The organism is Mesorhizobium sp. WSM4308, assembly GCF_002294905.1.
Lineage (GTDB): Bacteria > Pseudomonadota > Alphaproteobacteria > Rhizobiales > Rhizobiaceae > Mesorhizobium.
In genome coordinates this window covers 281102-305533 of the sequence record NZ_NSFW01000005.1, presented here as the reverse complement: position 1 = coordinate 305533, position 24432 = coordinate 281102, and the positions used below count along the sequence as shown (strand labels likewise).

The 24432-nt window shown below is 61.6% G+C and carries 33 protein-coding genes; 13 read left to right on the top strand and 20 right to left on the bottom strand.

Translation table 11 applies throughout. From position 1 onward, the window contains the following. Positions 1–7 precede the first annotated feature (7 nt). Both accC and aat read left to right on the top strand, forming a co-directional pair. Positions 8–1351 carry an acetyl-CoA carboxylase biotin carboxylase subunit gene (gene accC, locus CK227_RS12005; protein ID WP_095770279.1) on the top strand — a complete coding sequence of 448 codons (1344 nt, stop codon included), beginning with the start codon at positions 8–10 and terminating at the stop codon, positions 1349–1351. Positions 1352–1363: 12 nt separating this feature from the next. Further along, positions 1364–1981, top strand: a complete 618-nt coding sequence (aat, locus tag CK227_RS12000) for a leucyl/phenylalanyl-tRNA--protein transferase (protein ID WP_095770280.1) — start codon at positions 1364–1366, stop codon at positions 1979–1981. Between the two features lie 8 nt (positions 1982–1989). Here aat and CK227_RS11995 read toward each other — a convergent pair whose 3' ends face one another. From CK227_RS11995 to CK227_RS11985, 3 genes are all read right to left on the bottom strand, one after another. Beyond that, the gene (locus CK227_RS11995; protein ID WP_095770860.1) at positions 1990–2376 is read right to left on the bottom strand and encodes a hypothetical protein; all 387 of its coding nucleotides are present in this window, start codon (positions 2374–2376) and stop codon (positions 1990–1992) included. A 75-nt stretch (positions 2377–2451) separates the two neighbouring features. Next, on the bottom strand, positions 2452–3045 hold the full coding sequence (locus CK227_RS11990; RefSeq protein ID WP_095770281.1) for a DUF2155 domain-containing protein: 594 nt from the start codon (positions 3043–3045) through the stop codon (positions 2452–2454). Between the two features lie 140 nt (positions 3046–3185). Beyond that, positions 3186–3584 carry an NADH:ubiquinone oxidoreductase subunit NDUFA12 gene (locus tag CK227_RS11985; protein WP_095770282.1) on the bottom strand — a complete coding sequence of 133 codons (399 nt, stop codon included), beginning with the start codon at positions 3582–3584 and terminating at the stop codon, positions 3186–3188. Positions 3585–3814: 230 nt separating this feature from the next. On the opposite strand from CK227_RS11985, the gene panB reads away from it, so the two are divergent. Together panB and panC are read left to right on the top strand one after the other, a co-directional pair. Then, entirely contained in the window at positions 3815–4675 is an 861-nt protein-coding gene (gene panB, locus CK227_RS11980; protein WP_095770283.1) for a 3-methyl-2-oxobutanoate hydroxymethyltransferase, read from the top strand. Continuing rightward, positions 4672–5523, top strand: a complete 852-nt coding sequence (gene panC / locus CK227_RS11975; RefSeq protein ID WP_095770284.1) for a pantoate--beta-alanine ligase — start codon at positions 4672–4674, stop codon at positions 5521–5523. Before panB ends, panC begins: the two co-directional genes overlap by 4 nt. A 65-nt stretch (positions 5524–5588) precedes the next feature. Here panC and CK227_RS11970 read toward each other — a convergent pair whose 3' ends face one another. The 3 genes from CK227_RS11970 to gatB all read right to left on the bottom strand — a co-directional run bounded on the left by CK227_RS11970 (position 5589) and on the right by gatB (position 8440). Beyond that, entirely contained in the window at positions 5589–6287 is a 699-nt protein-coding gene (locus tag CK227_RS11970; protein ID WP_095770285.1) for an AIM24 family protein, read from the bottom strand. Positions 6288–6444: 157 nt separating this feature from the next. Continuing rightward, positions 6445–6936, bottom strand: a complete 492-nt coding sequence (locus CK227_RS11965) for a GNAT family N-acetyltransferase (RefSeq protein ID WP_095770286.1) — start codon at positions 6934–6936, stop codon at positions 6445–6447. A gap of 4 nt (positions 6937–6940) precedes the next feature. After that, positions 6941–8440 (bottom strand): Asp-tRNA(Asn)/Glu-tRNA(Gln) amidotransferase subunit GatB, encoded by a 1500-nt coding sequence (gene gatB, locus CK227_RS11960; RefSeq protein WP_095770287.1) that lies wholly within the window; start codon positions 8438–8440, stop codon positions 6941–6943. A gap of 290 nt (positions 8441–8730) precedes the next feature. On the opposite strand from gatB, the gene CK227_RS11955 reads away from it, so the two are divergent. After that, positions 8731–8988: a YjhX family toxin gene (locus tag CK227_RS11955; protein ID WP_095770288.1), complete on the top strand. Its 258-nt coding sequence runs from the start codon at positions 8731–8733 to the stop codon at positions 8986–8988. Positions 8989–9035: 47 nt separating this feature from the next. On the opposite strand, the gene CK227_RS11950 is transcribed toward CK227_RS11955, so the two are convergent. Both CK227_RS11950 and CK227_RS11945 read right to left on the bottom strand, forming a co-directional pair. Then, positions 9036–9467, bottom strand: coding sequence for a CBS domain-containing protein (locus CK227_RS11950; protein ID WP_095770861.1), 432 nt, complete (start codon positions 9465–9467; stop codon positions 9036–9038). A gap of 112 nt (positions 9468–9579) precedes the next feature. Continuing rightward, positions 9580–10314, bottom strand: coding sequence for a rhomboid family intramembrane serine protease (locus tag CK227_RS11945; RefSeq protein ID WP_095770289.1), 735 nt, complete (start codon positions 10312–10314; stop codon positions 9580–9582). A 389-nt stretch (positions 10315–10703) separates the two neighbouring features. Between CK227_RS11945 and CK227_RS11940 the strand changes: the two genes are divergently transcribed. The 3 genes from CK227_RS11940 (at position 10704) to CK227_RS11930 (ending at position 12969) form a co-directional block, all read left to right on the top strand. Continuing rightward, the gene (locus CK227_RS11940) at positions 10704–11336 is read left to right on the top strand and encodes a PAS domain-containing protein (RefSeq protein ID WP_095770862.1); all 633 of its coding nucleotides are present in this window, start codon (positions 10704–10706) and stop codon (positions 11334–11336) included. Positions 11337–11455: 119 nt separating this feature from the next. Then, on the top strand, positions 11456–12073 hold the full coding sequence (locus CK227_RS11935) for a PilZ domain-containing protein (RefSeq protein ID WP_010909193.1): 618 nt from the start codon (positions 11456–11458) through the stop codon (positions 12071–12073). Positions 12074–12360: 287 nt separating this feature from the next. Beyond that, positions 12361–12969, top strand: a complete 609-nt coding sequence (locus CK227_RS11930) for a transglutaminase-like cysteine peptidase (RefSeq protein ID WP_095770290.1) — start codon at positions 12361–12363, stop codon at positions 12967–12969. A 116-nt stretch (positions 12970–13085) separates the two neighbouring features. Here CK227_RS11930 and CK227_RS11925 read toward each other — a convergent pair whose 3' ends face one another. Both CK227_RS11925 and CK227_RS37210 read right to left on the bottom strand, forming a co-directional pair. Continuing rightward, positions 13086–13745 (bottom strand): DUF2726 domain-containing protein, encoded by a 660-nt coding sequence (locus tag CK227_RS11925; RefSeq protein WP_095770291.1) that lies wholly within the window; start codon positions 13743–13745, stop codon positions 13086–13088. A 382-nt stretch (positions 13746–14127) separates the two neighbouring features. Next, a complete protein-coding gene (locus CK227_RS37210) occupies positions 14128–14493 on the bottom strand; it encodes a hypothetical protein (RefSeq protein WP_245433478.1) in 366 nt (121 codons plus the stop codon). A 119-nt stretch (positions 14494–14612) separates the two neighbouring features. Between CK227_RS37210 and CK227_RS11915 the strand changes: the two genes are divergently transcribed. Continuing rightward, positions 14613–15203: an ankyrin repeat domain-containing protein gene (locus tag CK227_RS11915; RefSeq protein ID WP_245317936.1), complete on the top strand. Its 591-nt coding sequence runs from the start codon at positions 14613–14615 to the stop codon at positions 15201–15203. Between the two features lie 52 nt (positions 15204–15255). Here the strand turns inward: CK227_RS11915 and CK227_RS11910 are convergent, their stop codons facing one another. Both CK227_RS11910 and CK227_RS11905 read right to left on the bottom strand, forming a co-directional pair. After that, positions 15256–15783, bottom strand: a complete 528-nt coding sequence (locus CK227_RS11910; RefSeq protein ID WP_095770293.1) for a gamma carbonic anhydrase family protein — start codon at positions 15781–15783, stop codon at positions 15256–15258. 19 nt (positions 15784–15802) lie between these two features. Further along, the gene (locus CK227_RS11905) at positions 15803–16138 is read right to left on the bottom strand and encodes a hypothetical protein (RefSeq protein ID WP_095770294.1); all 336 of its coding nucleotides are present in this window, start codon (positions 16136–16138) and stop codon (positions 15803–15805) included. Between the two features lie 117 nt (positions 16139–16255). On the opposite strand from CK227_RS11905, the gene CK227_RS11900 reads away from it, so the two are divergent. Beyond that, positions 16256–16987 carry a hypothetical protein gene (locus tag CK227_RS11900; RefSeq protein WP_095770864.1) on the top strand — a complete coding sequence of 244 codons (732 nt, stop codon included), beginning with the start codon at positions 16256–16258 and terminating at the stop codon, positions 16985–16987. 48 nt (positions 16988–17035) lie between these two features. Here CK227_RS11900 and CK227_RS11895 read toward each other — a convergent pair whose 3' ends face one another. Further along, positions 17036–17239, bottom strand: coding sequence for a DUF3126 family protein (locus CK227_RS11895; RefSeq protein WP_019857879.1), 204 nt, complete (start codon positions 17237–17239; stop codon positions 17036–17038). A gap of 153 nt (positions 17240–17392) precedes the next feature. Beyond that, positions 17393–18241 (bottom strand): serine O-acetyltransferase, encoded by an 849-nt coding sequence (gene cysE, locus CK227_RS11890; protein WP_095770865.1) that lies wholly within the window; start codon positions 18239–18241, stop codon positions 17393–17395. Between the two features lie 247 nt (positions 18242–18488). Between cysE and CK227_RS11885 the strand changes: the two genes are divergently transcribed. After that, the gene (locus tag CK227_RS11885; protein WP_095770866.1) at positions 18489–19091 is read left to right on the top strand and encodes a hypothetical protein; all 603 of its coding nucleotides are present in this window, start codon (positions 18489–18491) and stop codon (positions 19089–19091) included. 6 nt (positions 19092–19097) lie between these two features. Here CK227_RS11885 and CK227_RS36705 read toward each other — a convergent pair whose 3' ends face one another. Genes CK227_RS36705 through CK227_RS11870 form a run of 4 tightly spaced genes read right to left on the bottom strand, consistent with a single transcriptional unit; the run spans position 19098 to position 21248 of the window. After that, complete coding sequence (locus CK227_RS36705; RefSeq protein ID WP_179296305.1) at positions 19098–19250, bottom strand: hypothetical protein; 153 nt, start codon at positions 19248–19250, stop codon at positions 19098–19100. A 29-nt stretch (positions 19251–19279) separates the two neighbouring features. Beyond that, positions 19280–20047 (bottom strand): alpha/beta hydrolase, encoded by a 768-nt coding sequence (locus tag CK227_RS11880; protein ID WP_095770867.1) that lies wholly within the window; start codon positions 20045–20047, stop codon positions 19280–19282. A gap of 19 nt (positions 20048–20066) precedes the next feature. Then, positions 20067–20627, bottom strand: a complete 561-nt coding sequence (locus CK227_RS11875) for a DUF192 domain-containing protein (RefSeq protein ID WP_095770295.1) — start codon at positions 20625–20627, stop codon at positions 20067–20069. A gap of 24 nt (positions 20628–20651) precedes the next feature. After that, positions 20652–21248: a cold-shock protein gene (locus CK227_RS11870; RefSeq protein ID WP_032920553.1), complete on the bottom strand. Its 597-nt coding sequence runs from the start codon at positions 21246–21248 to the stop codon at positions 20652–20654. Positions 21249–21464: 216 nt separating this feature from the next. On the opposite strand from CK227_RS11870, the gene gloA reads away from it, so the two are divergent. Continuing rightward, a complete protein-coding gene (gloA, locus tag CK227_RS11865) occupies positions 21465–21905 on the top strand; it encodes a lactoylglutathione lyase (RefSeq protein ID WP_010909179.1) in 441 nt (146 codons plus the stop codon). 145 nt (positions 21906–22050) lie between these two features. After that, complete coding sequence (locus CK227_RS11860) at positions 22051–22344, top strand: DUF2218 domain-containing protein (protein WP_095770296.1); 294 nt, start codon at positions 22051–22053, stop codon at positions 22342–22344. A gap of 47 nt (positions 22345–22391) precedes the next feature. On the opposite strand, the gene CK227_RS11855 is transcribed toward CK227_RS11860, so the two are convergent. After that, a complete protein-coding gene (locus tag CK227_RS11855) occupies positions 22392–22949 on the bottom strand; it encodes a DUF1697 domain-containing protein (protein ID WP_095770297.1) in 558 nt (185 codons plus the stop codon). Then, positions 22946–24202 carry a threonine ammonia-lyase IlvA gene (gene ilvA, locus CK227_RS11850; protein WP_095770298.1) on the bottom strand — a complete coding sequence of 419 codons (1257 nt, stop codon included), beginning with the start codon at positions 24200–24202 and terminating at the stop codon, positions 22946–22948. The genes CK227_RS11855 and ilvA overlap by 4 nt, the downstream gene beginning before the upstream one ends. Positions 24203–24432 lie beyond the last annotated feature (230 nt).

Here is a 24432-nt window from a genome sequence, read left to right as displayed (position 1 = left end):
GGGCCGGATGTTCCAGAAGATCCTCATCGCCAATCGCGGCGAAATCGCGCTTCGGGTGCTTCGCGCCTGCAAGGAACTCGGCATCCAGACGGTGGTGGTGCATTCGACCGCCGACGCCGACGCCATGCATGTGCGGCTTGCCGACGAGAGCGTCTGCATTGGCCCGCCGCCATCGCGCGACAGCTATCTCAACATCCATCAGATCGTCGCGGCCTGCGAGATCACCGGCGCCGATGCGGTACATCCGGGTTATGGCTTCCTGTCCGAGAACGCCAAGTTCGCCGACATACTGGCCGCGCACAACATCACCTTTATCGGTCCGACCGGCGACCATATCCGCGTCATGGGCGACAAGATCGAGGCCAAGCGCACCGCCAAGCGCCTCGGCATCCCGGTGGTGCCAGGTTCCGACGGCGCGGTGACCGAGGAGAAAGAAGCCAAGCGCATTGCCGTCGAAATCGGCTATCCCGTGATCATCAAGGCCTCCGCCGGCGGCGGCGGACGCGGCATGAAGGTCGCGCACACCGAGGCCGACCTCGAGGTCGCTCTGCAGACGGCGCGCTCGGAAGCAGGCGCCGCTTTCGGCGACGACGCTGTCTACATCGAGAAGTATCTGCAGAAGCCGCGCCATATCGAAGTGCAGGTGTTCGGCGACGGCTTTGGCCGCGGCGTACATTTCGGCGAGCGCGACTGTTCGCTGCAACGGCGCCACCAGAAAGTCTGGGAAGAGGCCAATTCGCCGGCGCTCAACGCCGAGGAACGGGCCCGCATCGGCGGCATCTGCGCCAAGGCCATTGCCGACCTCGGCTATTCCGGTGCCGGCACGATCGAGTTCCTCTACGAGAATGGCGAGTTCTATTTCATCGAGATGAACACACGCCTGCAGGTCGAGCATCCGGTGACGGAAGCAATCACCGGCATCGATCTCGTGCACGAGCAGATCCGCGTCGCTTCCGGCGGCGGGCTTTCCGTCAGGCAGGAAGACATCAAGTTCAATGGCCACGCCATCGAATGCCGCATCAATGCCGAGGATCCGCGCACCTTCACCCCCTCGCCTGGTACCATCACGCATTTCCACACGCCAGGCGGTCTCGGCATCCGCGTCGATTCCGGCGTCTATTCCGGCTACAAGATCCCGCCCTACTACGATAGCCTGATCGGCAAGCTGATCGTGCATGGGCGCAACCGCGTCGAATGCATGATGCGGCTGCGGCGGGCGCTGGATGAATTCGTCGTCGACGGTATCAAGACGACGTTGCCGCTGTTTCGCGATCTGGTCGGCAATGCCGACATCGCCAATGGCGATTATGACATCCACTGGCTGGAAAAATACCTGGCCAAGGAAGAGTAGTTCGGGGACGCGATGACCCGTCCTTACGCGCCCGGCTATCGCATCCCCACCGACCTTCTTCTCAAGGCCTACGCTTCGGGCGTCTTCCCGATGGCCGAAAGCGCCAGCGATCCAGAGGTGTTCTGGGTGCGGCCGGAGACACGCGGCATCATCCCGCTCGAAGGGTTCCACACGCCCAAAAGCCTGAGGAAGACGATCCGCAAAAACCCGTTCGACATCCGTTTCGATTTCGATTTCGAGGCGACGATCGACGGCTGCGCGGAAAGGCGGGAGGAAAGGCGCTCGACCTGGATCAACGCGCCGATCCGCGAGGCCTATGTGCAGTTGCATCGCATGGGCCACTGCCATTCGGTCGAGGCGTGGCATGAGGACAAGTTGGTCGGCGGCCTCTATGGCGTGTCGCTCGGACGAGTGTTCTTCGGCGAAAGCATGTTTTCCAAGGAAACGGATGCGTCGAAAATCTGCCTCGTGCATCTCGTCGAGCGCTTGAAGGCACGCGGCTTCACGCTGCTCGATACGCAATTCACCACCGAGCATCTGAAGCGCTTCGGCGCGGTCGACGTCCCGCGCGGCAAGTATGAGAAGATGCTGGCTGACGCGCTGAAGGGCGAGGCGATCTTTTTTCCGTAGCGATTGGGCTACTTCGCGGCCGTTGCCTCGATCGGCGTCTGCGAGTGGAACATCATCTTCCAGCCGTTGACGCGATGGACATAGCCGGTGCTGACCAGCGCGGCGTAAGGTTCGCCGTTCTCGCGCGTCGCATGCGCCTCGTAGGTCAGCATGACGATGTCGCTGCCCGGCTCGATTATTCCCTTGAGCTCGATATCGAGATCGCGCCAGCGATTAGGCTTGGTCGCGGTCTTGGCAAGATCGGCATTGTCCATCGCCTTTGCCATTCGCGGAAAGGCCACCAGGCATTCCGTGTCGGCATTGGCCGCGTAATAGGCCGCATCGCCGGTCCAGAAGCCTTTTTCGAGTTCCAGCAGTTCTTTCTTGCTGGCCGTGATTCGCTTGGTGTCCGACATCGAAATATCCTCCGGGCGCGTCGATGCGCGGTCGTCCGTGATCCAACGCATGGTGGCCACGACGGTTCCCAGGGATCAGTTGGCGTCTGATGTGTCCGGTTGCGTGGGATCGGACTGTTCCGCGTCCGGGCTGGCCGCAGGCTTGGCGGCGGCTGGTTTGGTCGCGGCCGGCTTCGAAGCGTCAGCCTTGGTGGCGTCGGCCTTGGTGGCATCTGGCGCCGGCACATCGGACTTCTGTTTGCATTCCTTCAGCCAGACATCATAGACGGCATGCTCGACGGCGTTGAGACCAGGGCTTTCGGCGAACATCCAGCCGGTGAAGATGCGGCGGATCTTGCGGTCGAGCGTGATCTCGTCGACCTCGACGAAGGAATCGGTCTTCGGCTCCTCGTTCTGCGGTCGGGAATAACAGACGCGGGGCGTCACCTGCAAAGCGCCGAACTGCACCGTCTCGTCGATATAGACATCGAAGGTGATGATGCGGCCAGTGATCTTGTCGATGCCGGCGAACTCGGCAACCGGGTTGGCGATGCGATCCGATCCCGCTGGCGGTGCCGGCGCGGGGGCCGCCGGTGCCGGTGCGGGCGACGCTGCAAAGGCCGCGGCGCTGACGGCGAGGCCGGCGGCTAGCGTCAAACCGCCCGTCGATATCCGATTGAAAAAGCTCATATAGGGGTACCGGTGGTTCGCGCCCGGGTGATTCCGTCGATCGCCAAGGCTAGTCGCCGTTTTCTGATCAGCAAGCAGCTAAACACCAATTGTGGCGATAAAGGACCGGCCCGCACTTTGTGCCGTACAAGCCGGGGCCGTTACGACCCTGGCGTCCAGGCGTCATAGTCACCCGTAACCTGCGGGCGATGCTGATTGGTCAGCACCGAGCCCTTCGGGCGGTAGGCCGCTGGCGTGCCGGTCAGATTGGGCTTGTGCGGCTTCTGCCAATCGCGCGGCTTGTAGTCCTCGCTGGCCGGAGCGAGATCGACGCGGTGGTGGATCCAGCCATGCCAGCCGGGCGGAATGGCCGAAGCTTCCGAATAGTTGCGGTAGATGACCCAACGGCGGGTGCGGCCTTCCGAATCGATGCCGCCTTCGTAGTAGACATTGCCGACCTCGTCCTGGCCGACCCTCTTGCCGTACCGCCAGGTGTGCAAGCGTGTTCCCAGCGTCTGGCTGTTCCACCAAGTGAAAAACTGCGTCAGGAAAGTCTTCATCTCAGAGCCCTTTGCGCTGGCGGCGCCTGTTTCCTGCTTATGGCGTCAGGCCTTCGGGAAGGCAAGGGTTTTGCCATGGAGAGCGTGCAAATGGCGCGCCGGGGTGCCGACACATGCCTGTGCCCCCAAGAGGCGGCAGGATGCACGCTTGCCAAGCCTTTCGGCTCTTTCTAAAGCTCAGCGCGCCCATGCGGATATCCAATCCGGCCATGGGCCGAAGGAGGTGACGATTGGCCACGAAACTGCCGACCACCGACATTCGCATCGGCGCTGAGCTGATTCGCCGCCGCAAGGGCGGCATCCCGTTGGTCTGCCTGACCGCCTACACCTATCCTGTCGCCCGCCTGCTCGACCCGCATGTCGACCTGCTTCTGGTCGGCGACAGCGTCGCCATGGTCCTGCATGGCCACGAGACAACGCTCGGCGCCTCGCTGGAGATGATGATCGCGCATGGGCAAGCCGTGATGCGCGGCTCGGCCAGGGCCTGCGTGGTCGTCGACATGCCGGCCCGCAGCTACGAGGATACGACGGAGCAGGCCGTGGCCTCGGCGCGGCGCATCGTTGACGAGACCGGCTGCCAGGCGGTGAAGCTTGAAGGCGGCGTCGACATGGCCGGGCAGATCGCGGCAATCGTCGCCGCCGGCATTCCGGTCATGGGTCATATCGGCCTGCTGCCGCAATCGGTGGAGAAGGACGGCGGCTACAAGATCAAGGGCCGCACGGACGAGACTGTCGCGGCGCTGATAGCCGACGCCTTCGCTGTCGAAAAGGCCGGCGCGTTCTCCGTGGTCATCGAAGGCACCATCGAGGCGGTCGCCGCCGACATCACACGCCGCATTGCGATTCCAACCATCGGCATCGGCGCCAGCAGCGACTGCGATGGCCAGATCCTAGTCATCGACGACATGGTCGGGCTGACCGTCGACCGCGTGCCGAAATTCGTCAAGGAATATGCCGATCTGCGCCGCGTAATCGCGCACGCCGCCGAGCGCTACGCAGCGGAGGTGCGAGGCCGGACTTTCCCCGGTGCTGCCCATGTCTTTTCAAGTTCAAAAGCCTTTTCGGGCAAAAGCGGCGGAGATGAAACATGAGCTGTCCCGAGGTCGTCGACAGCGTCGCCGCACTTCGCGCGCAGGTCAGTGACTGGCGGCGCGATGGCCTGCGCGTCGCCATGGTGCCGACCATGGGCGCGTTGCATGAGGGGCACCTCTCCCTGATCAGGATCGCCAGGGAAAAGGCCGAGCGCTGCGTGGTGTCGATCTTCGTCAATCCGACGCAGTTCGCGCCGAGCGAGGATCTCGACAAGTACCCGCGCCATCTGGCCCGCGACCTCGACCTGTTGGCGACGGTCAACGCCGATCTTGCCTTCACGCCGACGGTCGGCGCGATGTATCCCGCCGGCTTTGCCACCAGGATCTCGGTCGGCGGCCCGTCCGCCGGGCTCGAATCGGACTTCCGCCCCACTTTTTTCGAGGGCGTCGCCACCATTGTCGCCAAGCTTTTTCTGCAGGCGACACCTGACTGTGCGGTCTTTGGCGAGAAGGATTACCAGCAGCTTTGCGTCGTCAGGCAGCTCTGCCGCGACCTCGACCTGCCTGTCGAGATTATCGGCGCCCCGACCATACGCGACGGGCATGGCCTGGCCATGTCGTCACGCAACGCCTATCTCGACGAGACCGAACTCGCTGTCGCCCGCCAGCTCAACGTCATCCTGCACAAGACGGCTGCCGCACTGGCGGCAGGCGCGCTCGGAGATGACGCAACTGGGGAAGCCAGCCGCGCGCTCATTGCCGCCGGCTTCCAGAAGGTCGACTATGTCGAGGCCCGCGAAAGCCTGACGCTTGCGCCCTGGCGCCGCGACCGAGCTGGGCGCCTGCTTGCCGCGGCCTGGCTGGGCAAGACGCGGCTGATCGACAATGTGGAAGTTCCCGTTGCCTGATCGGATCGGGCTACGCCACGCCTTGTGCCCTGGCATGTCACCCGTCCGAAATTTCCGGCACGCGCTCACTCTTCCGTCGGCATATGCAGATACATCGACTGGATGCCGACACGGCCCGGACCGGTGAAGCGGTTGACGATGAAATTCATATTGGCGCCGAAGAAGCCGCTCGACAGGCGATCGATCTTGGTTTCCATCCTGACGGAGGCATCCTTGAACAGCCAGCCGCCCGGCTCGATGTCGATGGTCTCGCCGGCGGCAAGCGTCTTTTCAAAGACGTTGCCGTAGCCGTGCAGCCAGACTATGCCGTCGCCGCTATCGCCGCGAAAACGGTCGATGAAGAAGCCGCTCTGGCCGAACAGCATCGTCGCCAGGCCGCGCACACGCTCGAATGTGTATTCGACATTGCCGGTTGCGGCGAGAAACTGGTGTTCGCGCACCTGGATCTCCTCGCCACGCCTGAGATGGATCGGCACGATGTGGCCTGGTCCATCGCGGCTGAAGGCGATGATGCCCGCTCCCGACGCCTCGGTGACGAAGATCTGCATGCCGGCCATCATGCGCTTCAGCGCGCCCTTCAGCGATTTCAGACCGATTGTGATGGTCGAGTTCTTCCACAACAGGATGTGGTGCTCGAAATAGACAGGCATCCGCGTCACATCGACCGAAAGCACGGGCACCAGTTCGCCGGCTATGTGATAGGTGACGCCACCAAAGGTCTCGTCCGACACCTCTGTCGGCATCAGTTCCGGCAGGCTTGGCATGGTTCCCCCCAGCGCTACCCAGCGTGCCAGTCCATTCCGGCTTCCGCGCGGTCAGCACCGGCAGCTTTGGTGCGGAGCCCTCACGCGGTCAAACGAAAACGGGCGCATCCAGCGCCGCTCGCGCGAAGGTGATCAAGCGAGGTTCACTTCGAAGGAATCAGCCGGCAAGAGACCGGCGGTAGACCAGTGTCGGCTCGCCCGGGGCACCCGCGTGCCCGCCGGCATCGCCGGATCGCACGAAGCCGTTCGCTTCATAGAAGGCGATGGCGCGGGTGTTCCGCGCCTCCACTTCCAGGCGGATGCCGCGGGCTTCCGGAAAACTCTCGATGATCTCGTCGAGCAACATGCCGCCAATGCCCCTGCCCTGCAGGCCCGGAAGCACGTAGAGCTGTTTCAGGACAACCTCTTCTCCGCCACCAATGCCCTCGGCAAAAGCCACGCCGCCAATGCGCTTGCCGTCATCGGCGACGAGGAACTCGCTGTTCGGCTTGGTCAGTCTCGTTTTCAGAGACGCAATCGAGTGCCATTCGTCGGTGATTTCGGTAACCCGCCCGGCGCCATAGATCGCGTCGTAGGTGGCGTGCCAGGTTTCAACCAGCAGCGCGCGGATGGCAGCGAGATCGGGTTCGCCGGCGGTGCGGACGAACATGGCCTTACTCGATGCCGAGCTTGGCCTTGACGAGGTCGTTGACCGCCTGCGGATTGGCCTTGCCGCCGGTCGCCTTCATCACCTGGCCGACGAACCAGCCGGCCATGGTCGGCTTGGCGCGCGCCTGTTCGACCTTGTCGGGATTGGCCGCGATCACCTCGTCGACCGCCTTCTCGATGGCGCCGGTGTCCGTGACCTGTTTCATGCCACGGCTTTCGACCAGCGCACGCGGATCGCCGCCTTCGTTCCAGACGATCTCGAACAGGTCCTTGGCGATCTTGCCGGAGATGGTGCCGTCCTTGATCAGGTCGATGACCGCGCCGAGCTGGTCGGGCGAAACCGGCGCATTTTCAATGTCCTTGCCCACCTTGTTCAACTGGCCGAGCAGATCGTTGATGACCCAGTTGGCGGCGAGCTTGCCGTCGCGGCCGGCGGCCACCTTCTCGAAATAATCGGCGACCGACTTTTCCGACACCAGGATCGAAGCGTCGTAGGTCGAGAGACCCAGCGAGGAGATGAGCCGCGCCTTCTTGTCGTCGGGCAATTCCGGCAGCTCTTTGGCCAAAGCATCGACATAGGCCTGATCGAATTCCAGCGGCAGCAGGTCGGGATCGGGGAAATAGCGGTAATCGTGCGCTTCTTCCTTCGAGCGCATCGAGCGCGTCTCGCCCTTGACCGCATCATACAGCCGCGTTTCCTGATCGATCTTGCCGCCGTCCTCGATAATGGCGATCTGGCGGCGTGCCTCGAAGTCGATGGCCTGGCCGATGAAGCGGATCGAGTTCATGTTCTTGATCTCGCAGCGGGTGCCGAACTCACCACCAGGCCGCCGTACCGAGACGTTGACGTCGGCGCGCAGCGAGCCTTCATCCATGTTGCCGTCGCAGGTGCCGAGATAGCGCATGATGGTGCGCAGCTTGGTGACATAGGCCTTGGCCTCATCGCCGGAACGCAGGTCAGGCTTGGAGACGATTTCCATCAGCGCCACGCCGGAGCGGTTGAGATCAACATAGGACATGGTCGGATGCTGGTCGTGCATCGACTTGCCGGCGTCCTGTTCCAGATGCAGCCTCTCGATGCCGACCTCGATGTCCTCGAACTCGCCCTGCCGGTCCGGTCCGACCGAAACGATTACCGTGCCCTCGCCGACGATCGGCTGCTTGAACTGCGAAATCTGGTAGCCCTGCGGCAGGTCGGGATAAAAGTAGTTCTTCCGGTCGAAAACCGACTTGTGGTTGATCTGCGCCTTCAGCCCGAGACCGGTGCGGATCGCCTGTTTGACGCACTCCTCGTTGATGACAGGCAGCATGCCCGGCATTGCCGCATCGACCAGGCTGACATTGGCGTTGGGGGCTGCACCGAAAGCGGTCGAAGCGCCGGAAAACAATTTTGCTTCCGAGATGACCTGCGCGTGCACCTCGAGACCGATGATGATTTCCCAGTCACCGGTGGCGCCGGGGATCAAGCGTTTTGCATCGGGCGTGCGGGTATCGATGAGGGTCATGGCGGCCTGCAAATTACGATGAGTGAACTCACGTTTGAACGTGACTTTCACGTCTGAAGTGAAAGTCATTCGCTAGTGCAAACCGCCAGAAGAGACAAGCGCAAAGCCGCCGGCTGGCCTTTTCAGCCGCTTTCGCCTATAGGACTCCCATTCCAATGGAGAGTGGATGTCCACTTACGCTCAGTCCCGTTAAGGCCCTGACCTCATAGCGAGGCAGGGCAGAAAACCTGAAACCCCGTGCCGCGAAGCTTCGCGGCGGCGGCATTTTTTGTTTTCCCGGAACGCTCCACATGGATATTTCGCGCACTGAACAGCGCATCCTGCACCTGCTTGCGCAGGGCGGACGCATTGAAATCGAAAAGAACCAGAAGAAACGGATCGCCTCCGTCAAATGCCTGACCCGCGATGGCTGGCACTATCCAGACGTCGATCTCGACCTATTTCGAAAGCTGAAACGCAAGAAGGCGGTTTCGTCGTCGGGCGGCGGTCCCTACCGCATCACCAGGCGCGGCCTCGAACTCGTCCGCTCCGAACTCGACAATCGATAGACTACCGTTCCGCCGGCCGGGTTTCCGGCCGGCGTTCCTTTCACCGCTCAGGCGGTGGCGATGTAGGCCCTGATCTCATCCGCCTCGCGCTCGACATCCTCGATGCGGCGCTTGACCACGTCGCCGATGGAGACGATGCCATCGAGCAGGCCGTCCTTTTCCACCGGCAGGTGGCGGAAACGGCCCCTGGTCATGATCTCCATCACCTCGTTGACGGTGTGGTTCTCGTTGCAGATCTTCACCTTCGGCGTCATTGCCGAACGCACGGCGATATCGAGCGCGGCGGCACCTTCCTTGGCGAGAACCCGCACGATGTCGCGCTCCGACAGGATGCCGACAATCTTGTGATCGCCATTGGTGATGACCAGCGCGCCGATCTTGTGTTCGGCCAGGATGCGGATGGCTTCGCTGAGCTTTTCGTTCGGCCCGAGCGTCAACACGTCGTGGCCCTTTTTTTCCAGAATTGCCTTGACCGTCATGGCGTCCTCCTCTGCTTCGCCTGCCGGTTCCCTGCCCAGACCGGCTTTCACGTAAGAGTGAACATCGTGCGCCGTGATCGGCTGCATTTCAAGTGCGGGGGTCGGAGGTCTCTCATTCCGGCGGCTGCCGTCGCCGATCAAACCAGCGCAGGCCGAAAAAGCCGGCGACGAAGCCGCCAATATGAGCCTCCCAGGCGATCTGACCATCTACTCCAGGCGCAAATCCGAGCAGGCCGGTGGCGAGGTTGATGATCATCCACACGGCAAGGAAGATCACGACACCGCGCGAACGCAAGACAAGCGCGATCGGCAGCACAGGGCCGGCGAAGGCCGCCTTGCCTGCAGAGCGGTCGGTGCGGAAACCGAAACGCGCCGCCGCACCCATCATGCCCGATATGGCGCCGGAGGCGCCGACCAGCGGTGCCTCGCCATAGGGGTGCATGGCCCAGAAGAGCGCCACGGCGGCCAGCCCGGTAATGGCGAAGAACAGAGCAAACCAGATCCCGCCGAGGCGATTGGCCAGCGGCGAACCAAAAGCGGCGAGCCAGACCATGTTGACGGCGATATGGGCAAAACCGCCGTGCATGAACGCATAGGTGAAGGGGCGCGTGAACAGAAACCAGTCGAAGCCGTATTGCCCGGTATAAAGGACGGGAATGAAGGCTCCATCGTAGAGCAGCGTCATCTGCTGCGCGTCGTTCAGCACATATTGCTGCAACAGGAAGACGGCCGCGCAAATGCCGATCACCGCCAGCACGATCGGCGGCAGGTTGAACACCGGTTCGCGCGCAGGCGGCGGCAGGCTTTCGGCCGGCTCGACCTCGGTTGGATTTTGCTGTTCGCTCATCTGCAATCGCACTCGGTGCTGTTCGACCTGGCGAGCATCTAGATCACGGCCATTGGAACCGCAAACGGCGAATCGCCCCAGTGCGAATCAAAAAAGAAGCCGTCCAAGGTTTCCCTTGAACGGCCGGTCGAGCCCCCTGCTCCCCTAAAACTCTTGACTGAAGTGCTGCCGATCGTCGCGAAACGACCGCTTCTGGAGTGGTTTTGGTGTGCCACAGGGCCTGCTCGGGGGCAACGTAAACCAGTTGTTAACCTTAACGTCCCCGACCCGTGAACAAGTGTTAACGACGCTGGCACGCTTCCTGCTCCGCAACGCATGTAGGTCATCGGAGGGCGCCCTTCTGTTCACCGATGGGACATCAGACGACAGAATGCGCGGAGCAGCATACCATGAACCAAAACGGATCGATCACGCTGTTCCATTATTGGAACCGCCTGCGTGACGGACGCCCTGCTCCGAAGCGATCGGAAGTCGAGCCGGCCGATATCAAGTCGCTTTTGGCCGACACGTTCATCCTGGAAAGAGACACGCGCGGCCAACCGGTCTTCCGCCTCGCCGGCACCAGGCTCTGCGCCTGTTATGGCCGCGAACTCAAGGGGTTCTCCTTCCCGTCGCTGTGGCGCGAGAAGGATCAGCGTCTGGTCTCACGGCTGATTCACGGGGTTTTCGACCAGAAATCCGTGGTGCTGATCAATTTCGAGGGCTTCAGCCGCAATGGCCGCTCCAACAAGTTCGAATTGCTTGCCTTGCCGCTCGACGGCGGCATCGAGAACCCGCGCTGCCTTGGCGTGATCAGTGCCGCGGAGAAGCCGTTCTGGCTGGGGGCCGACCCGATCACGGACGCAATGATCGATTCGATCCGTGTCATCGATCCGGAGAAAGAGATGCTCAACAACCGTCCGGCGATCGACGTTCCCTCGCTTGTTCCAGCCGATCTCGAGGCGCCCGATACGATCTCGGCGCTTGGCCGGGCGCGCCGCATCCGCCATCTCGTCGTCTTCGACGGTGGACGCGACGAATAGTTGATGATCGTACGGTCTCGCAGGCTCGTTTTTCCCCTTTGTTAACCCGCTTTGTTGTACTTCTGTGATGAAGTTCCTCGCATTGACGCGCGGGAATGCCAAACGGGGTCTAGGCAGTCATGAGGTCAGCGGCGGTCGACTACGCACCGTCCCAAGCTGAAAGGCGTAACTTTCAGCGCGTCCGGGTCAAGATATACGGGCGATTCATGCTGGAAGACCGCACCGAGCACCCTTGCCAGGTTGTCGACATGTCGCCTGGCAATGTCGCGTTCCGCACCGATCGCATCGGCATGCCCGGCGAAAAGGTGATCGCCTATATCGACCATATCGGCCGCATCGAAGGCGTCGTCACGCGCACGCTGCAGGATGGCTTCGCCATGACGGTGATTGCGTCCGACCGCAAGAAGGACAAGCTGGCGGCGCAACTGACCTGGCTCGCCAACAAGCACGAACTCGACCTGCCGGAAGACCGCCGCCACGAGCGCGTCGCGCCGCGCAACCCGACCAGCGTGCTGCAGCTCACCGACGGCCGCCAATACCAGTGCCGGATCATCGACCTGTCGCTGTCGGGCGCCGCGATCGAGATCGACGTCAAGCCGGCGATCGGTGTCCAGGTCATGCTCGGCACCATGCGCGGCCAGATCGTTCGTCATTTCGAGGATGGCGTCGCCATCGAATTCGCCGTCATCCAGCGCCCCGAGACGCTCGATTCCGAATTCAACACGCCACGCGCCTGACCGGATCAAACGGACGCCGCAAGCTAACCGGCCCTGCGTGGCCGGTTTTTTGTTTCCGGCCGGCGGCGATTTGTCCCTTCGCGAGTGGCCGGGCTGGCTTCCAGCAGGCAGGCTGCCTTTCGGGGCATGCGCTCCGATGCCCGCCCGGGCAATCCAAACAATTCAATACTCAAATGATTCAAATTTTATGTTTATTCTATTGGCGTTTTACTTAAAGTCTGCTTCGCGCTTTTGCGTCAAATAAATCCAGCCGTGGCAATGTCTCCTTCGAACGGGGAGACTAGAAAATGAAAAAAACGAGGGGCAAGCTGTTGCTTATGGCAATGGCGATGCAGCTTTCCGCTTGGGGATCAGCATATGCCGCGGGACCGGCCTATATGCACACTGGCGGCCGTACCACACAGCCTGTTGGCCACTATGAATTCTGCCAGCGCATCCCTGGCGAATGCAACGAGAAGACGCCCAAGGGCGCGCCGGTCGACCTGAGCCGCAAGCTCTGGGCGACGATCGTCAGCATCAACAATTCGGTCAACACCCGCATCAAGCCGCGCACCGACATGGAAAACGACGGTGTCGAGGAGTACTGGGCCTATCCCGACAATGGCTATGGCGATTGCGAGGACTATGCGCTGGAGAAGCGCCGCGAACTGATGGACGCGGGCGTGCCGGCAGGCGATCTTCTGATGACGGTCGCGCGCCAGCCCAATGGCGACGGCCACGCCGTGCTGACCGTGCGCACCAGCCTCGGCGAGTTCATCCTCGACAATCTGGAAACCAAGGTGCTGTCCTGGACGGACACCGACTACACCTATCTCAAACGTCAATCGGCGGAGAATTCCGGCGTTTGGGTGACGATCAATGACGGCCGCTCCGACGCGGTCGCCAGCGTCCGCTAGGACGAACGAGAAACCCGGTCGAGTCCCCACCCTCCCCGTCCCCAACGACCGGGTCAAAGGAGCCGGCCCCGTCCCCGGGCCGGCTCCGCCATTTCTGGGGTCAAAGCTAGTGATCGCTACCGGGCCGATGCGGGCTTCTCTACGAGTCTTTGGACTAGCTGTCTAAGTTCGGACGGCGTCGTATGACCGCCGACGATCTCGTGATAGCTGATGCCCGCTCGACGCAAGGCTTCCTTTTTCACCGCGTCACGCGCAGCCGCTGAACCCTGATAATGTGCATGGCCTTGGTATTCGAGTGCATGCCGAGGCTGACAGTTCTCGTCTACAAGAAGGAGGTCCACCCGCTTCGAGTTGATGCAGCTGTAGGCGACGGCATCCGTGCTATGCAGAATTTCGCCCAATGACACTTGAGCCATCACTTGCCATCCCGGATTGCAGCCAATCACCATGCGATCAAGTTCCTTAAAGACGCGCACTTCGCTCTTGTTGAGGAGCGGTTGAATAGTGAAGTTCGCACCCATGACAATCCGCAATTGGTCAGCGGGATCGGTTGGTTTCGGTGGTGCGGAAACAGGCTTCGGGGCGATCCATAGGCCGCTAAGGATGTCGCCGCCGCTGCGCTCTCTCGCCCAACGCAAGCGGTTCTTTTCCCTCCACGCCTGTCTCCGCTTCCTCGATAGGAAACGCTCCAAGGCCATGCCGACAATCACGCCAGCCAACAGCATGCCGAATGGCAGAATGATTTGCTGGACAAGCTCGCTAAATTCGGGTGGCATGCAAGAAGCTACCTCCGCGATGCAGGTCTTCGTTGGAACCGGAGGTTCCACTATAACAGTAAAGGGTCGAGCGGTCTGCAATACCAATTTTGCGACGCTTTCACATCGTACTTTCCGCGACTCTTAGAATGCTCCGGCACAGCGCGCCATTCTCCGGTGTATCCAGATCGACTTGATCGTCGCCAAGTTCTAGAATATCGTAGGTATGTGGAGGCGTTCTAAAGTTCGTCTGGAAGCCGTTGTGGGTGACCTGATGGATGCTGTTCTTACGCTCGGCATTTACCACAAAATACTGCGGAGTGGCACTCAAAGAGTGTTGTCTCGTGCGAGGGTTATCCCGTCCGAATAAGGGGCAATCGATCACGGTTGCTGCACATCCGCTTCATGTTGATGAAGAAAAAGGATGTGTAAAATGAGCAAAAAACTGGCAAAACTCAGAACCGTTCAAGCCAACAAGCAAGGTTGGCGATGCTTCTACTGCAAATTCCGGATGTGGGACGGAGATCCGGCGCCGTTTTCGGAGCGCTGTCATCTCCCTCTCGGATTGCTCGGTCGATTCCGCTGCACCGCTGAACATCGGAAACCAAAAAAGAGTGGCGGCGAAGACAGGCTCGAGAACATTGTTGCCGCATGCGAATTTTGTAATCGCACCCGGCATAGGGTGCGAGATGCGCTGTCGCCTGCTGCCTATCAGCAGCGCGTCCGAAGGCGAATAGCGGCCGGGAAATGGCATCCGCGTGAGTGTCATCACTCTTTAAAATGACATTACGTCCGACGCACTTGGATGGTGGTGGGCCGCTACGGACATCGGACAAAGCCAACCCTTGTACGTGATCTTGCTTTCAAATGGCTTTTGATCGCCGCAGTATGAGCGATCAAAGCCACCTCTGGATCACGGCGATGTTGGAAATCCCGGAAGATCGATGCGAGCGCCATCGCCTGTTCAAGGCGATCGACGATGCCTTCAAGGCCGGCGACTTCGATGGCCTTGGCAAAGCCCTGGGCGGTTCGCCCCGTTGGTTCGACGAACGTATGCCGTTCGAACTCGGCCTCGGGCATCCTTTGGAATACGCGATCTATTGGAGCCCGGTCGGCTTCATCTCGACGTTGCTGGATGCAGGCTCGGATCCGAATTACGGGGATCACGGCGGGTTTCCGGCAATCATTGCCGCGCTGTCCACCGACCGGGCCGACCGACCGGAAATCATCCAGATGTTGATCGAGGCTGGCGCCGATCCCAATATGCGGGGCGTGAACGACTGGACGCCGCTACACTATTCGGTGGCCGTTCGTAGCGCCGAGGCGATCCGCCTGCTTTTGGCGGCTGGCGCCGACCCTACTCTTGCAACCCGCATCGATGACTATGCGACAGCCATCGAGGAAGCGGACATTGCCGGTTTTGAAGCCGGTGCTTCATTGCTGCGTGATGCCATAGCAAGGCGCGGCTCTAATAGATAATAGCCCGGTCCGGGACGCACCCCGTGGCGATACGGATCGGCCGAAACTGGCGTCAGACCTTCTTCAGCCCTGCCTTGAAGCGCTTGCCATTGGCGACGTAGTGCGCGGCCGAACCGCGCAGCCTGGCTACGGCTGCGTCGTCCAGCACCTTGATCGCCTTGGCCGGTGAGCCGACGATCAGCGAATTGTCCGGAAATTCCTTGCCTTCGGTGACCAGCGCGCCGGCGCCGACCAGCGAATTCTTGCCGATCCTGGCGCCGTTCAGCACGATGGCGCCCATGCCGATCAGGCTGTTGTCGCCGATCGTGCAGCCATGCAGCATGGCCCGGTGGCCAATCGTGCAGCCCTCGCCAATGGTCAGCGGAAAGCCGGGATCGGTGTGCATGACCGTGTGTTCCTGCACATTGGTGTCGGCGCCGATAATGATCGGCTCATTGTCTGCGCGAATGACGACGCCGAACCAGAAACCGGCATTGCGGCCAACGCGCACGTCGCCGATCAGCGTCGCATCGGGCGCGATCCAGTTTGAACCCGCGTCGGCGAAGCTGGGCTGCGTTCCGTCGATCGCATAAAGCGGCATTGTCGGCCTCCGAATCGTCTCAGATGCCGGACCCTAAGAGACGGATCGTCCATGAGGCAATGGCAAGCACGACGATGCCCAGCGCCAGCGACCAGGCGATCGCCGTGCAACCGCATGACAAGAGCGCCATCGTCGAAATGCGCTTTTCGCGGCGGGCATCGAGGGCATCGTTGACCAGCATGAACGGCCCGGCACCAACGGTGGCCGCCAGCGAGCGCAGCACATGCGCCGGCGACACATAGGGCTCGGCGAAGGCGACCTTGCGGCCCGACAACAACTCCATCGTCGAGCCCGTCAGCCCGCACGCTGTCAGCCCGACGACAAAAGCAAACAGGAAGAGTTCCATCTGAGCCATCTTAACCCTCCATTTACCATGAAATCGCACAGTCGTTTCAGGAAGGTTGCAAGAGCCGTGCCGCGCGATGTGTGCCGCCGGGGGACACCGGAAATGGCGGTTGGGATGAGGACCGAGATGAAGCAGGCAGCGATCGCCGACGGCCCTGAACTCACCGTGGTCGATTCCACGCTGATGAAGCGGGTGTTCTATGCCTTCGCGGCACTTGCCTTGCTGTCGGTCGCTATCAGCCTTGGCGGCAAATGGTTCGGCCATAGCATCGCCATGGCCGGATATACCGACGACACGACGGTGCGCCGGGTGGTGATCGGCAACAATGTGATTTCCGTGCCGGCCAATTTCATCCGTTTCGACCAGGCCCGGCGCGACGGCATCGCTTCGCGTCTCGACCTTTATCTGCGCTATCCCCAGATGGACGGGTATAGCGAGGCGGCCCGCGACGATTTCAATCACTCGGAAGCCAACAGGAAGATCATCTTCCTGTCCTTCGAACAGCAGATGATGTCGCGCGACATGAGCGGCCGGTTCACGCCGATCTACAGCGCGCTGATCGTCCAGCCCGGCATTCCGGGACCAGGCGGCACGACGGTCTACGGTTTCAATGAGAAATCAGGCTACCTGAACGAGGTGCTGGTGGTCGGCAAGCGCGGGGGAAAGGACCTTTTCGTGGCCCGCTGCCTGAGCGGGCCGACTACCGGTCAATCGCTGGCGCCGTGCGAACGCGACATCCATGTCGGCGACGATCTCAGCCTCACCTACCGTTTTCCCAAGGAATTCCTTGGCGACTGGCAGGCACTCGACGCGGCAATGACCGCTGAGGCCGGGCGAATGCTGAAGAGCGGACATTGAGAGACAGTCGCAGGCCGCGCCTGGCGCGGCCTGCCATTTGATACGGGATCAGCCCAGATCGATGTCGAGGATCGCCATCGAGAAATTGTAGTCGCCGTCGTCCTCATCCTTGAAGACGATGCCGAGGAACTCGTCACCGACATAGACTTCGGCGGAATCTTCCTTGCGCGGCCGTGCCTTGACCTCAAGCTTGGGGTTCTGGAAGACGCGCTTGAAATAGGCGTCCAGCTTTCTGATTTCGTCCGGCTTCAACAGTCTTCTCCGATCATCGGGCTTGCTGGTTTGAAGGGCGCTTCTGGCACGTCGACAATGGCGATGTAAAGGCAAGCCGGCCGTATTGCACCGCAAGCGGCAGCGCCGCCGGACAAAATCGCAATCGCGCCGGACGGCGCGCCGGCGCAGAAATCAGATATCGAAGCTGATCACCTGGTCCATCGACTGCGACGGCAGGAGCTGGTCCATCTGGCGCGAAGGCTGGTCGCAGCCGGTCTCGCCGACCACGCGGGCCGGCACACCGGCAACCGTCTTGTTGTGCGGCACGGGTGACAGCACCACCGACCCGGCGGCGACCTTGGAGCAATGGCCGATCTCGATATTGCCGAGAATCTTGGCGCCGGCGCCGATCAGCACGCCGCGGCGGATCTTGGGATGGCGGTCGCCGCCGGCCTTGCCGGTGCCGCCCAGCGTCACGCCGTGCAGGATCGACACATCGTCCTCGATGACCGCGGTCTCGCCGACGACGAGGCCGGTGGCGTGATCGATGAAGATGCCCTTGCCTATGCGCGCGGCCGGGTTGATATCGGTCTGGAAGACCGAGGACGAGCGGCTCTGCAGATAGAGCGCGAAATCCTTGCGGCCCTGGGTCCACAGCCAATGCGCCAGCCTATGGGTCTGAATGGCGTGAAAGCCCTTGAAATAGAGCACAGGCATGATGAAACGGTCGCAAGCCGGGTCGCGGTCGTAATAGGCCTGGATGTCGACACGCACGGTCGTCGGCCATTCCTTGTCGTCGGCCAGCATGGTCTTGAAGGTCTGGCGGATCAGGTCGGAGCCGATATCCTGGTGGGCAAGCCGCTCGGCGATCCGGTGGATGACGGCCTCTTCCAGGCTCTCCTGGTTGAGGATCGTCGAATAGAGAAACGCGGCAAGCAGGGGGTCGCGGTTGACGGCGTCCATCGCTTCGTCGCGGATCGAACGCCAGATCGGATCGACCGGCTGCAACGCGCTATGGCGGGAAATGCTGATGCTGTTCATCGACGTCGCGTCCTGCTGGCTTGCCTGTTGTCCGGCGGCACATATAAGCCAGATCATAGCATGATTGAACTCAATTTTCCTTAGTGCTGTGTCAAATGGATTTGGTTCGCAGGAATTCAAGCGGCCATGGAAAACGAACCCTTGATCGCTGAGTCGCCGGAAAGCTGCCTTTCGCGCCCAGCGGCCGGGACGATCCGAGTGACTGGCTCGAAGAGGCTGAGATCGATTAACTGGACGGATGACCAACATGGAAGACCAGCCCTTGATCGACGAACCGCTGAAACGGGAACTCGCGGCGCTCTACCTGGCCGAAAGCCGTCACTATCACAACCTTGCCCATATCGAGGCGATGCTGGCGCTGGCCGGCGATTACCGAGCGCTGCTCAGCGATCCGGAAGCCGTCGAAGCGGCGATCTGGTTCCACGACGCCATCTATGACAGCAAGGCCAAGGACAATGAGGCCAGAAGTGCGGCGCTTGCCGCGCAAAAGCTCGCGAGCCGAACCGACCCGGAGCGCCTGGACCGCATCGGCGCGATGATCCTCGCCACCGCCACGCACCAGTTGCCCGGGTTCGATGACGACGCGGCCACACGCGACGCCAGCCTCTTCCTCGACATGGATCTGTCGATCCTGGGCGCCGCGCCGGATGCGTTCGACACCTATGAACGCGCGGTCCGCCGCGAATATGGCTGGGTGGAGGAGCCGGTGTGGCGTACCGGGCGGGGAGCCGTGCTGAAGGATTTCCTTGCCCGCGCGCACATTTTCCTCACCGAGGAATTTCGCCAGCGCTTCGAGCCACAAGCCAGGCTGAACATGGCGCGCTCGCTGGAGGCCCTCGCTACAGGCTAGCGGCGATCAGGTAAAGGCGCCTATTGTCGGCGCCATTGCCGCGAGGATGGCCAGCCCCGCTTCCACCGACAGCCTGTTGAGAACGATCCCCAGCAGGCCAAGGACGCGATTGTCGTTGGAGCGGCAGCGCCAGGCATGGCGGCCGTGCTTCTTCCCCATTGTGCCGCTATTGCCCACCGGCAGACCGCTCAAAGCGGATATTCAGCATAAAACTCCAGCACGCGTTTCTTGAAGGTTTTGTCCCCGACCGCCAGCATATGGTCCCTGCCCTCGATGTGGAAAGCCCTGGCGTTCGGCATCAGGGCGGCGAGTTCGTCTGGGGAGCCGCCAATGTCGTCTGTGGTGCCGACTGCGACCAGCGTCGGCTGGGCGATGCGGGCAATATCATCCTCGCTCAGCAACTCCCGCGATGTGGCGATGCAGGCGGCAAGCGCCCGGCGATCGCTGCGGGTCTGGTCGGCGAAAGCGCGGAAAGAGCGGCCGCGCGGATGGGTGGTCGTGGCCGGATCGTCGACAAGCAGGGCGTCGGCAATCGGATCCCAATCGCCGACGCCATCGATCATGCCGATGCCGAGGCCGCCAAAGACCAGCGTCGCCACCTTGTCCGGATCCGACAGAGCCAGAAACGCCGCGATGCGAGCGCCCATCGAATAGCCCATGACATGGGCCCGTTCGATGCCGAGATGATCGAGCAAGGCTGCGGCATCCGAGGCCATTTTCGCCGGCGTATAGTCAGCCTCGTCATAGCTCTTCGATGACGAGCCATGGCCGCGATTGTCGAAGGCAATGGCGCGATACCCGGCATCGTTGAGCGTCTTGAACCAGCCGGGCGACACCCAGTTGACGTAGTGGCTCGAGGCGAAGCCGTGGATCATGAGCACGGGATCACCCTGCCCCGATGCCGGTTGGCGGTCGAGGAAGGCAAGATCGAACCGGTCATGAGAGAAGAACTGCATCGGCTGCCCCACCTCGCGTTCAGCCGCCGCCGTTGGGTGCGTCACCATTGTCCGGCGGTGGCATGCCAGGCCCGGATACGGTGCCAATTGCCGGGTGGCGCAAGAGGTCGCCATACCCGATGCCGTATTTGGCGGCGGCGCCGGCCTTGAGCTCGAGCACGAAGCGCACGGGCACGCCGGGCGAAATGATGGCCTGGGATTGCGGCTCGCCATGTTTGACGGCCCGGATCTTGCCATCCTGGCCGACAAAGATCAGGTCCAGCGGCATCGGCGTGTTCTGCATCCAGAAACTGACCTGTTGCTGTATCTCGAAGACAAACAGCATGCCGTGATCGTCCGCCATGTCCTGGCGATACATCAAGCCGGCCTCGCGCTCCGCGTCGTTGTCGGCGATTTCGATCGAGAAGGAGCGATTCCCATCTTTCGTCACCACGACCAGCGGCGTCGGGTCGACCGGAAGGATCATCGCCCGACTGTCGGCCGAGGTCGGCCGTTCCGAATAGAAGAAAGCGCCTGCGGCCACGATCACGGCCGCAATGGCGCAAAAAACGCCCGCCGTCAGCCAGTTCCTGCGAGTCATCCACGATCCTCTGCCGAAATCGTCCTAGTGCGAAACCGGCAAGGTGCCCATATCGGGGTGAATTTCGGCGGCCATAAGGCCTTTATCACCGCGGCCGAAACGGACAAGCACGACCTGCCCCGGCCGAAGCTCGGTGATGCCATAGCGGCGCAAGGTCTCCATATGGACGAAAATGTCCTCGGTGCCTTCGCCGCGCGTCAGGAAGCCGAAGCCCTTGGTGCGGTTGAACCACTTGACCAAAGCGCGTTCGAGCCCGCTCTCCGGCGTCACCGCGACATGGGTGCGCTGTTCCTGCATTTCCGCGGGGTGGACGGCGGTGGTGACATCCATGGAAAGCACACGAAAGGCCTGCAGCCCGCGATCGCCCTGCTTGACAAGGCAGACCACGCGCGCGCCCTCCAGGGCAGTCTGGAAACCGTCGCGTCGAAGGCATGTCACATGGAGGAGGATATCGCCCGAGACACCGTCATCGGGTAGGATGAACCCATAACCCTTGGCCACATCGAACCACTTGATGGCGCCGGCAATTTCGGTCAGGTCGGCGGCGTCGCCACCTTCGTCGCGCTTCAAGGCGTCGCCAAGGGTTCCGGCCCGCCCCGTCAAAGAGGCCTTTTCCCCCATAAGAATGCCCCCTTTTTTCAAGAACACCGCAACTGATTCTTGACACCAGATTAACACCGCGGCTTCCGGTGTGTGCAAGACCTTCCCTGCCTTTTTTCACGGTTCATTGCGGGAATACCGGATTTGTTCTTTGCCGGCATCGCCGGCCGCGGGAGATTGCCCTTTCGCCGGGCCGACCCTATGTTGCGCCGCATCCCAACAGATCGAGGAAAACTCATGCGCTATCTGCACACCATGGTCCGCGTCGCCGACGTCGATGCCTCGCTCGATTTCTACTGCAACAAGCTCGGGCTGAAGGAGGTCCGCCGCTACGAAAACGAGCAGGGCCGCTTCACGCTGATCTTCCTCGCCGCCTCCGAAGATGAGCAGAGCGGCATCAACGACAAGGCGCCGCTGATTGAACTCACCTACAACTGGGATCCGGAAGACTACAAGGGCGGACGCAATTTCGGCCACCTCGCCTATGAGGTCGATGACATCTACGCCACCTGCCAGCATCTGATGGACAATGGCGTCACCATCAACCGGCCGCCGCGCGACGGCAACATGGCATTCATCAGATCGCCGGACGGCATTTCGATCGAGCTTCTGCAGAAGGGCCCAGCGAAAGCCAAGGCCGAACCCTGGGCTTCGATGGCCAACACGGGAAGCTGGTAGGCGTCGGCCTGGCACCGGGCGGAAGTTGCCCGGCCGCCTTTTGGCGTTTTTCACGAAGACACCTATCTACCCGAACATGGCGCCAGCCTGACAGGTCTGGCGCCATGTCAAGCAATGGGCGCCTGCCCTTCCGGAGAGTTCACTCATGCCGACCAGCCGTGCCGATGTCGCCACCGAACATGCCAGCCGCTATCTGCAGCAACTGTGCAAGCACTGGGCGCACAAATTTCCCGTCGAATTCGATCCCACCCATGGCACGATCGATCTGTCGCTCGGCCGTACTGTCATGGATGCGGACACGGCAGCGTTGCACATCGTGGTGTCAACCGACGAAGCGGGATCGCTCGAGCGCCTGGAAAGTGTCGTGGCAGACCACATCAAGCGCTTTGCCTTCCGCGAAGAACTGACCTTCGACTGGAAGCCGGCGACGGCAGCGTAGGTGTTTGTTTGAGCACGATCCTGAAAACCGGTACCCATTTTTCGGGGTCATGCCTTCCCGCCGGCCCGGCCGGCCATCTCCAGCAGCGCCAGCACCGAGCGCCAGTTGCGCGCGGTGCCCGGCACCTTCAGAACGCGCGGAATGAGGTTGGCGAAGACTGACTTGCCGAGCCCGTCCGGCGCGCTGAGGTAGAGCACGTCTCCCTTGACTTCGAAGCGCTCGGGGCCGGTGCATTTTTCAGCCAGCCGCGCCACCTCTTCGGCGGTCGGCTCACGCTCCAGCGCATAGGCGTGGAGCTTGGTGTGATCGGCGGCCGCTTCCGGATACGGATTTTCGCTCACCAGCCGATCCAACCAGGAGAGATCGCGCACCATGATGCGCGAATGAAAACCCCATTTCTTCTCGAACGCCGCTTCGATTTGTCTGGTCAGCGCGGCGGCGTCGCCCTTGCCGGCCCGGAACACGACATTGCCGCTCTGCACATAGGTGCCGACGCCGGAAAAGCCGAGATCCTCGAAGAACGAGTGCAGCTCCGCCATCTTGACGATGCGGTTGCCGCCGACATTGATGCCGGAAAACAGGGCGATGAAGACCTTTGCGCTCATATGATGAAGCCCGCCAATGTCTCGTTGTCGGTGATGTCCTGATACTGGACGCCCTCGGTGTCGAAATTTGCCTTCAGCAGGTCGAAATTGCGACGGTCCTTGGTTTCGATGCCGATCAGCACCGAGCCGAAATTGCGCGCCGACTTCTTCAGATACTCGAAGCGCGCGATGTCGTCGTCCGGACCCAACATTTCGAGGAAGTCGCGCAGCGCGCCAGGCCGCTGCGGGAAGCGGATGATGAAGTATTTCTTCAAGCCTTCGAAGCGCAACGCCCTTTCCTTGACATCCGGCAGCCGCTCGAAATCGAAATTGCCGCCCGAAACCACGGCGACAATGGTCTTGCCGCGGATCTCCTTCCTGGAAAAATCCTTCAACGCATCGATAGCCAACGCGCCGGCCGGTTCGAGCACGACGCCTTCGACATTGAGCATCTCGATCATGGTCGCGCAGAGCCGGTTTTCCGGGATCAGCCGCACCGTGTCGGCCGCGAATTCCTTGAGATACCGCAAGGGTTCGCGGCCGATCTCGGCTACCGCCGCGCCATCGACGAAGTTGTCGACCTTAGCGAGCTTCAGCCGCTTTCCCGCCGCAAGGCTGTCATGCAGGCTCGGCGCGCCGGCCGGTTCGCAAAAGACGAAACGCGCCTCCCGGCCTTGGTCGGCGAAATAATGCGTGACGCCGGCGGCGAGCCCGCCACCGCCGACCGGCAGCATGATGATGTCGGGCATGCGCGCACCCGGCATCTGGTCCGCGATCTCGTAGGCGACCGTCGCCTGACCCTCGATAATGTCCTTGTGGTCGAAGGGGGGCACCATGTGAGCGCCGGAGCTTTCGGTGAATTCGAAAGCGGCGCGATAGCAGTCGTCGAAAAAGTCGCCGACCAGCCTGATCTCGACGAAATCGCCGCCGAACAACCTAGTCTTGTCGATTTTCTGCTGCGGCGTCGTCACCGGCATGAACACCACGCCCATTTTGCCGAAATGGCGGCAGACGAAGGCAAAACCCTGGGCATGGTTGCCGGCCGACGCGCAGACGAACAGTTCGGCCTGATTGCCGGCGGCAAGCGCCTTGCGGAAGAAATTGAAGGCGCCACGGATCTTGTAGGAGCGCACCGGACTCAGATCCTCGCGCTTCAGCAGCACCCGGGCGCCGGTCTTCTTCGACAAATAGTCGTTTTCCTGCAGCGGCGTTTCCGGAAAGATCTGGCGGATCGCAGCGGCCGCGGTGGCAACGCGGGAGGAGAAACTGTTCATCGGGAAGCCACCTTGTGCCGCATGTCCGCGCGGACCCTTGTCATCGACATGGCCGCGCAGCGTGTGTTTATTGCACGCTGATCTCTCACAGCCGATCCTGCCTATGGCATATCCGGCCCCGCAACGCCATTGTCCGGTCGTTCGCAACTCTCTTCAGCCGAAATTCGTATAATATTCGCAAGCGCTTGTACCCATTTGTTCATGCCGTTGTATCGACTGGTCGCGAAATC

Bases quoted from the DNA above. Each gene is read 5' to 3' on its own strand.
- CK227_RS11870 (WP_032920553.1), bottom strand. From the start codon at position 21,248: ATGGGGGAAAAGGCCTCTTTGACGGGGCGGGCCGGAACCCTTGGCGAC.
- CK227_RS11965 (WP_095770286.1), bottom strand. From the start codon at position 6,936: ATGTTCGTCCGCACCGCCGGCGAACCCGATCTCGCTGCCATCCGCGCG.
- CK227_RS11905 (WP_095770294.1), bottom strand. From the start codon at position 16,138: ATGGCTCAGATGGAACTCTTCCTGTTTGCTTTTGTCGTCGGGCTGACA.
- CK227_RS11950 (WP_095770861.1), bottom strand. From the start codon at position 9,467: ATGACGGTCAAGGCAATTCTGGAAAAAAAGGGCCACGACGTGTTGACG.
- accC (WP_095770279.1), top strand. From the start codon at position 8: ATGTTCCAGAAGATCCTCATCGCCAATCGCGGCGAAATCGCGCTTCGG.
- CK227_RS11995 (WP_095770860.1), bottom strand. From the start codon at position 2,376: ATGTCGGACACCAAGCGAATCACGGCCAGCAAGAAAGAACTGCTGGAA.
- CK227_RS11935 (WP_010909193.1), top strand. From the start codon at position 11,456: ATGAGGTCAGCGGCGGTCGACTACGCACCGTCCCAAGCTGAAAGGCGT.
- CK227_RS11970 (WP_095770285.1), bottom strand. From the start codon at position 6,287: ATGCCAAGCCTGCCGGAACTGATGCCGACAGAGGTGTCGGACGAGACC.
- CK227_RS11940 (WP_095770862.1), top strand. From the start codon at position 10,704: ATGAACCAAAACGGATCGATCACGCTGTTCCATTATTGGAACCGCCTG.
- cysE (WP_095770865.1), bottom strand. From the start codon at position 18,241: ATGAACAGCATCAGCATTTCCCGCCATAGCGCGTTGCAGCCGGTCGAT.
- CK227_RS11875 (WP_095770295.1), bottom strand. From the start codon at position 20,627: ATGACTCGCAGGAACTGGCTGACGGCGGGCGTTTTTTGCGCCATTGCG.
- CK227_RS11945 (WP_095770289.1), bottom strand. From the start codon at position 10,314: ATGAGCGAACAGCAAAATCCAACCGAGGTCGAGCCGGCCGAAAGCCTG.
- CK227_RS11885 (WP_095770866.1), top strand. From the start codon at position 18,489: ATGGAAGACCAGCCCTTGATCGACGAACCGCTGAAACGGGAACTCGCG.
- CK227_RS11925 (WP_095770291.1), bottom strand. From the start codon at position 13,745: ATGCCACCCGAATTTAGCGAGCTTGTCCAGCAAATCATTCTGCCATTC.
- CK227_RS11855 (WP_095770297.1), bottom strand. From the start codon at position 22,949: ATGAGCGCAAAGGTCTTCATCGCCCTGTTTTCCGGCATCAATGTCGGC.
- ilvA (WP_095770298.1), bottom strand. From the start codon at position 24,202: ATGAACAGTTTCTCCTCCCGCGTTGCCACCGCGGCCGCTGCGATCCGC.
- CK227_RS11915 (WP_245317936.1), top strand. From the start codon at position 14,613: ATGAGCGATCAAAGCCACCTCTGGATCACGGCGATGTTGGAAATCCCG.
- CK227_RS11990 (WP_095770281.1), bottom strand. From the start codon at position 3,045: ATGAGCTTTTTCAATCGGATATCGACGGGCGGTTTGACGCTAGCCGCC.
- CK227_RS11860 (WP_095770296.1), top strand. From the start codon at position 22,051: ATGCCGACCAGCCGTGCCGATGTCGCCACCGAACATGCCAGCCGCTAT.
- CK227_RS11955 (WP_095770288.1), top strand. From the start codon at position 8,731: ATGGATATTTCGCGCACTGAACAGCGCATCCTGCACCTGCTTGCGCAG.
- panC (WP_095770284.1), top strand. From the start codon at position 4,672: ATGAGCTGTCCCGAGGTCGTCGACAGCGTCGCCGCACTTCGCGCGCAG.
- CK227_RS11900 (WP_095770864.1), top strand. From the start codon at position 16,256: ATGAAGCAGGCAGCGATCGCCGACGGCCCTGAACTCACCGTGGTCGAT.
- aat (WP_095770280.1), top strand. From the start codon at position 1,364: ATGACCCGTCCTTACGCGCCCGGCTATCGCATCCCCACCGACCTTCTT.
- gloA (WP_010909179.1), top strand. From the start codon at position 21,465: ATGCGCTATCTGCACACCATGGTCCGCGTCGCCGACGTCGATGCCTCG.
- CK227_RS11910 (WP_095770293.1), bottom strand. From the start codon at position 15,783: ATGCCGCTTTATGCGATCGACGGAACGCAGCCCAGCTTCGCCGACGCG.
- CK227_RS11880 (WP_095770867.1), bottom strand. From the start codon at position 20,047: ATGCAGTTCTTCTCTCATGACCGGTTCGATCTTGCCTTCCTCGACCGC.
- CK227_RS37210 (WP_245433478.1), bottom strand. From the start codon at position 14,493: ATGACACTCACGCGGATGCCATTTCCCGGCCGCTATTCGCCTTCGGAC.
- CK227_RS11930 (WP_095770290.1), top strand. From the start codon at position 12,361: ATGAAAAAAACGAGGGGCAAGCTGTTGCTTATGGCAATGGCGATGCAG.
- CK227_RS36705 (WP_179296305.1), bottom strand. From the start codon at position 19,250: ATGGGGAAGAAGCACGGCCGCCATGCCTGGCGCTGCCGCTCCAACGAC.
- gatB (WP_095770287.1), bottom strand. From the start codon at position 8,440: ATGACCCTCATCGATACCCGCACGCCCGATGCAAAACGCTTGATCCCC.
- CK227_RS11985 (WP_095770282.1), bottom strand. From the start codon at position 3,584: ATGAAGACTTTCCTGACGCAGTTTTTCACTTGGTGGAACAGCCAGACG.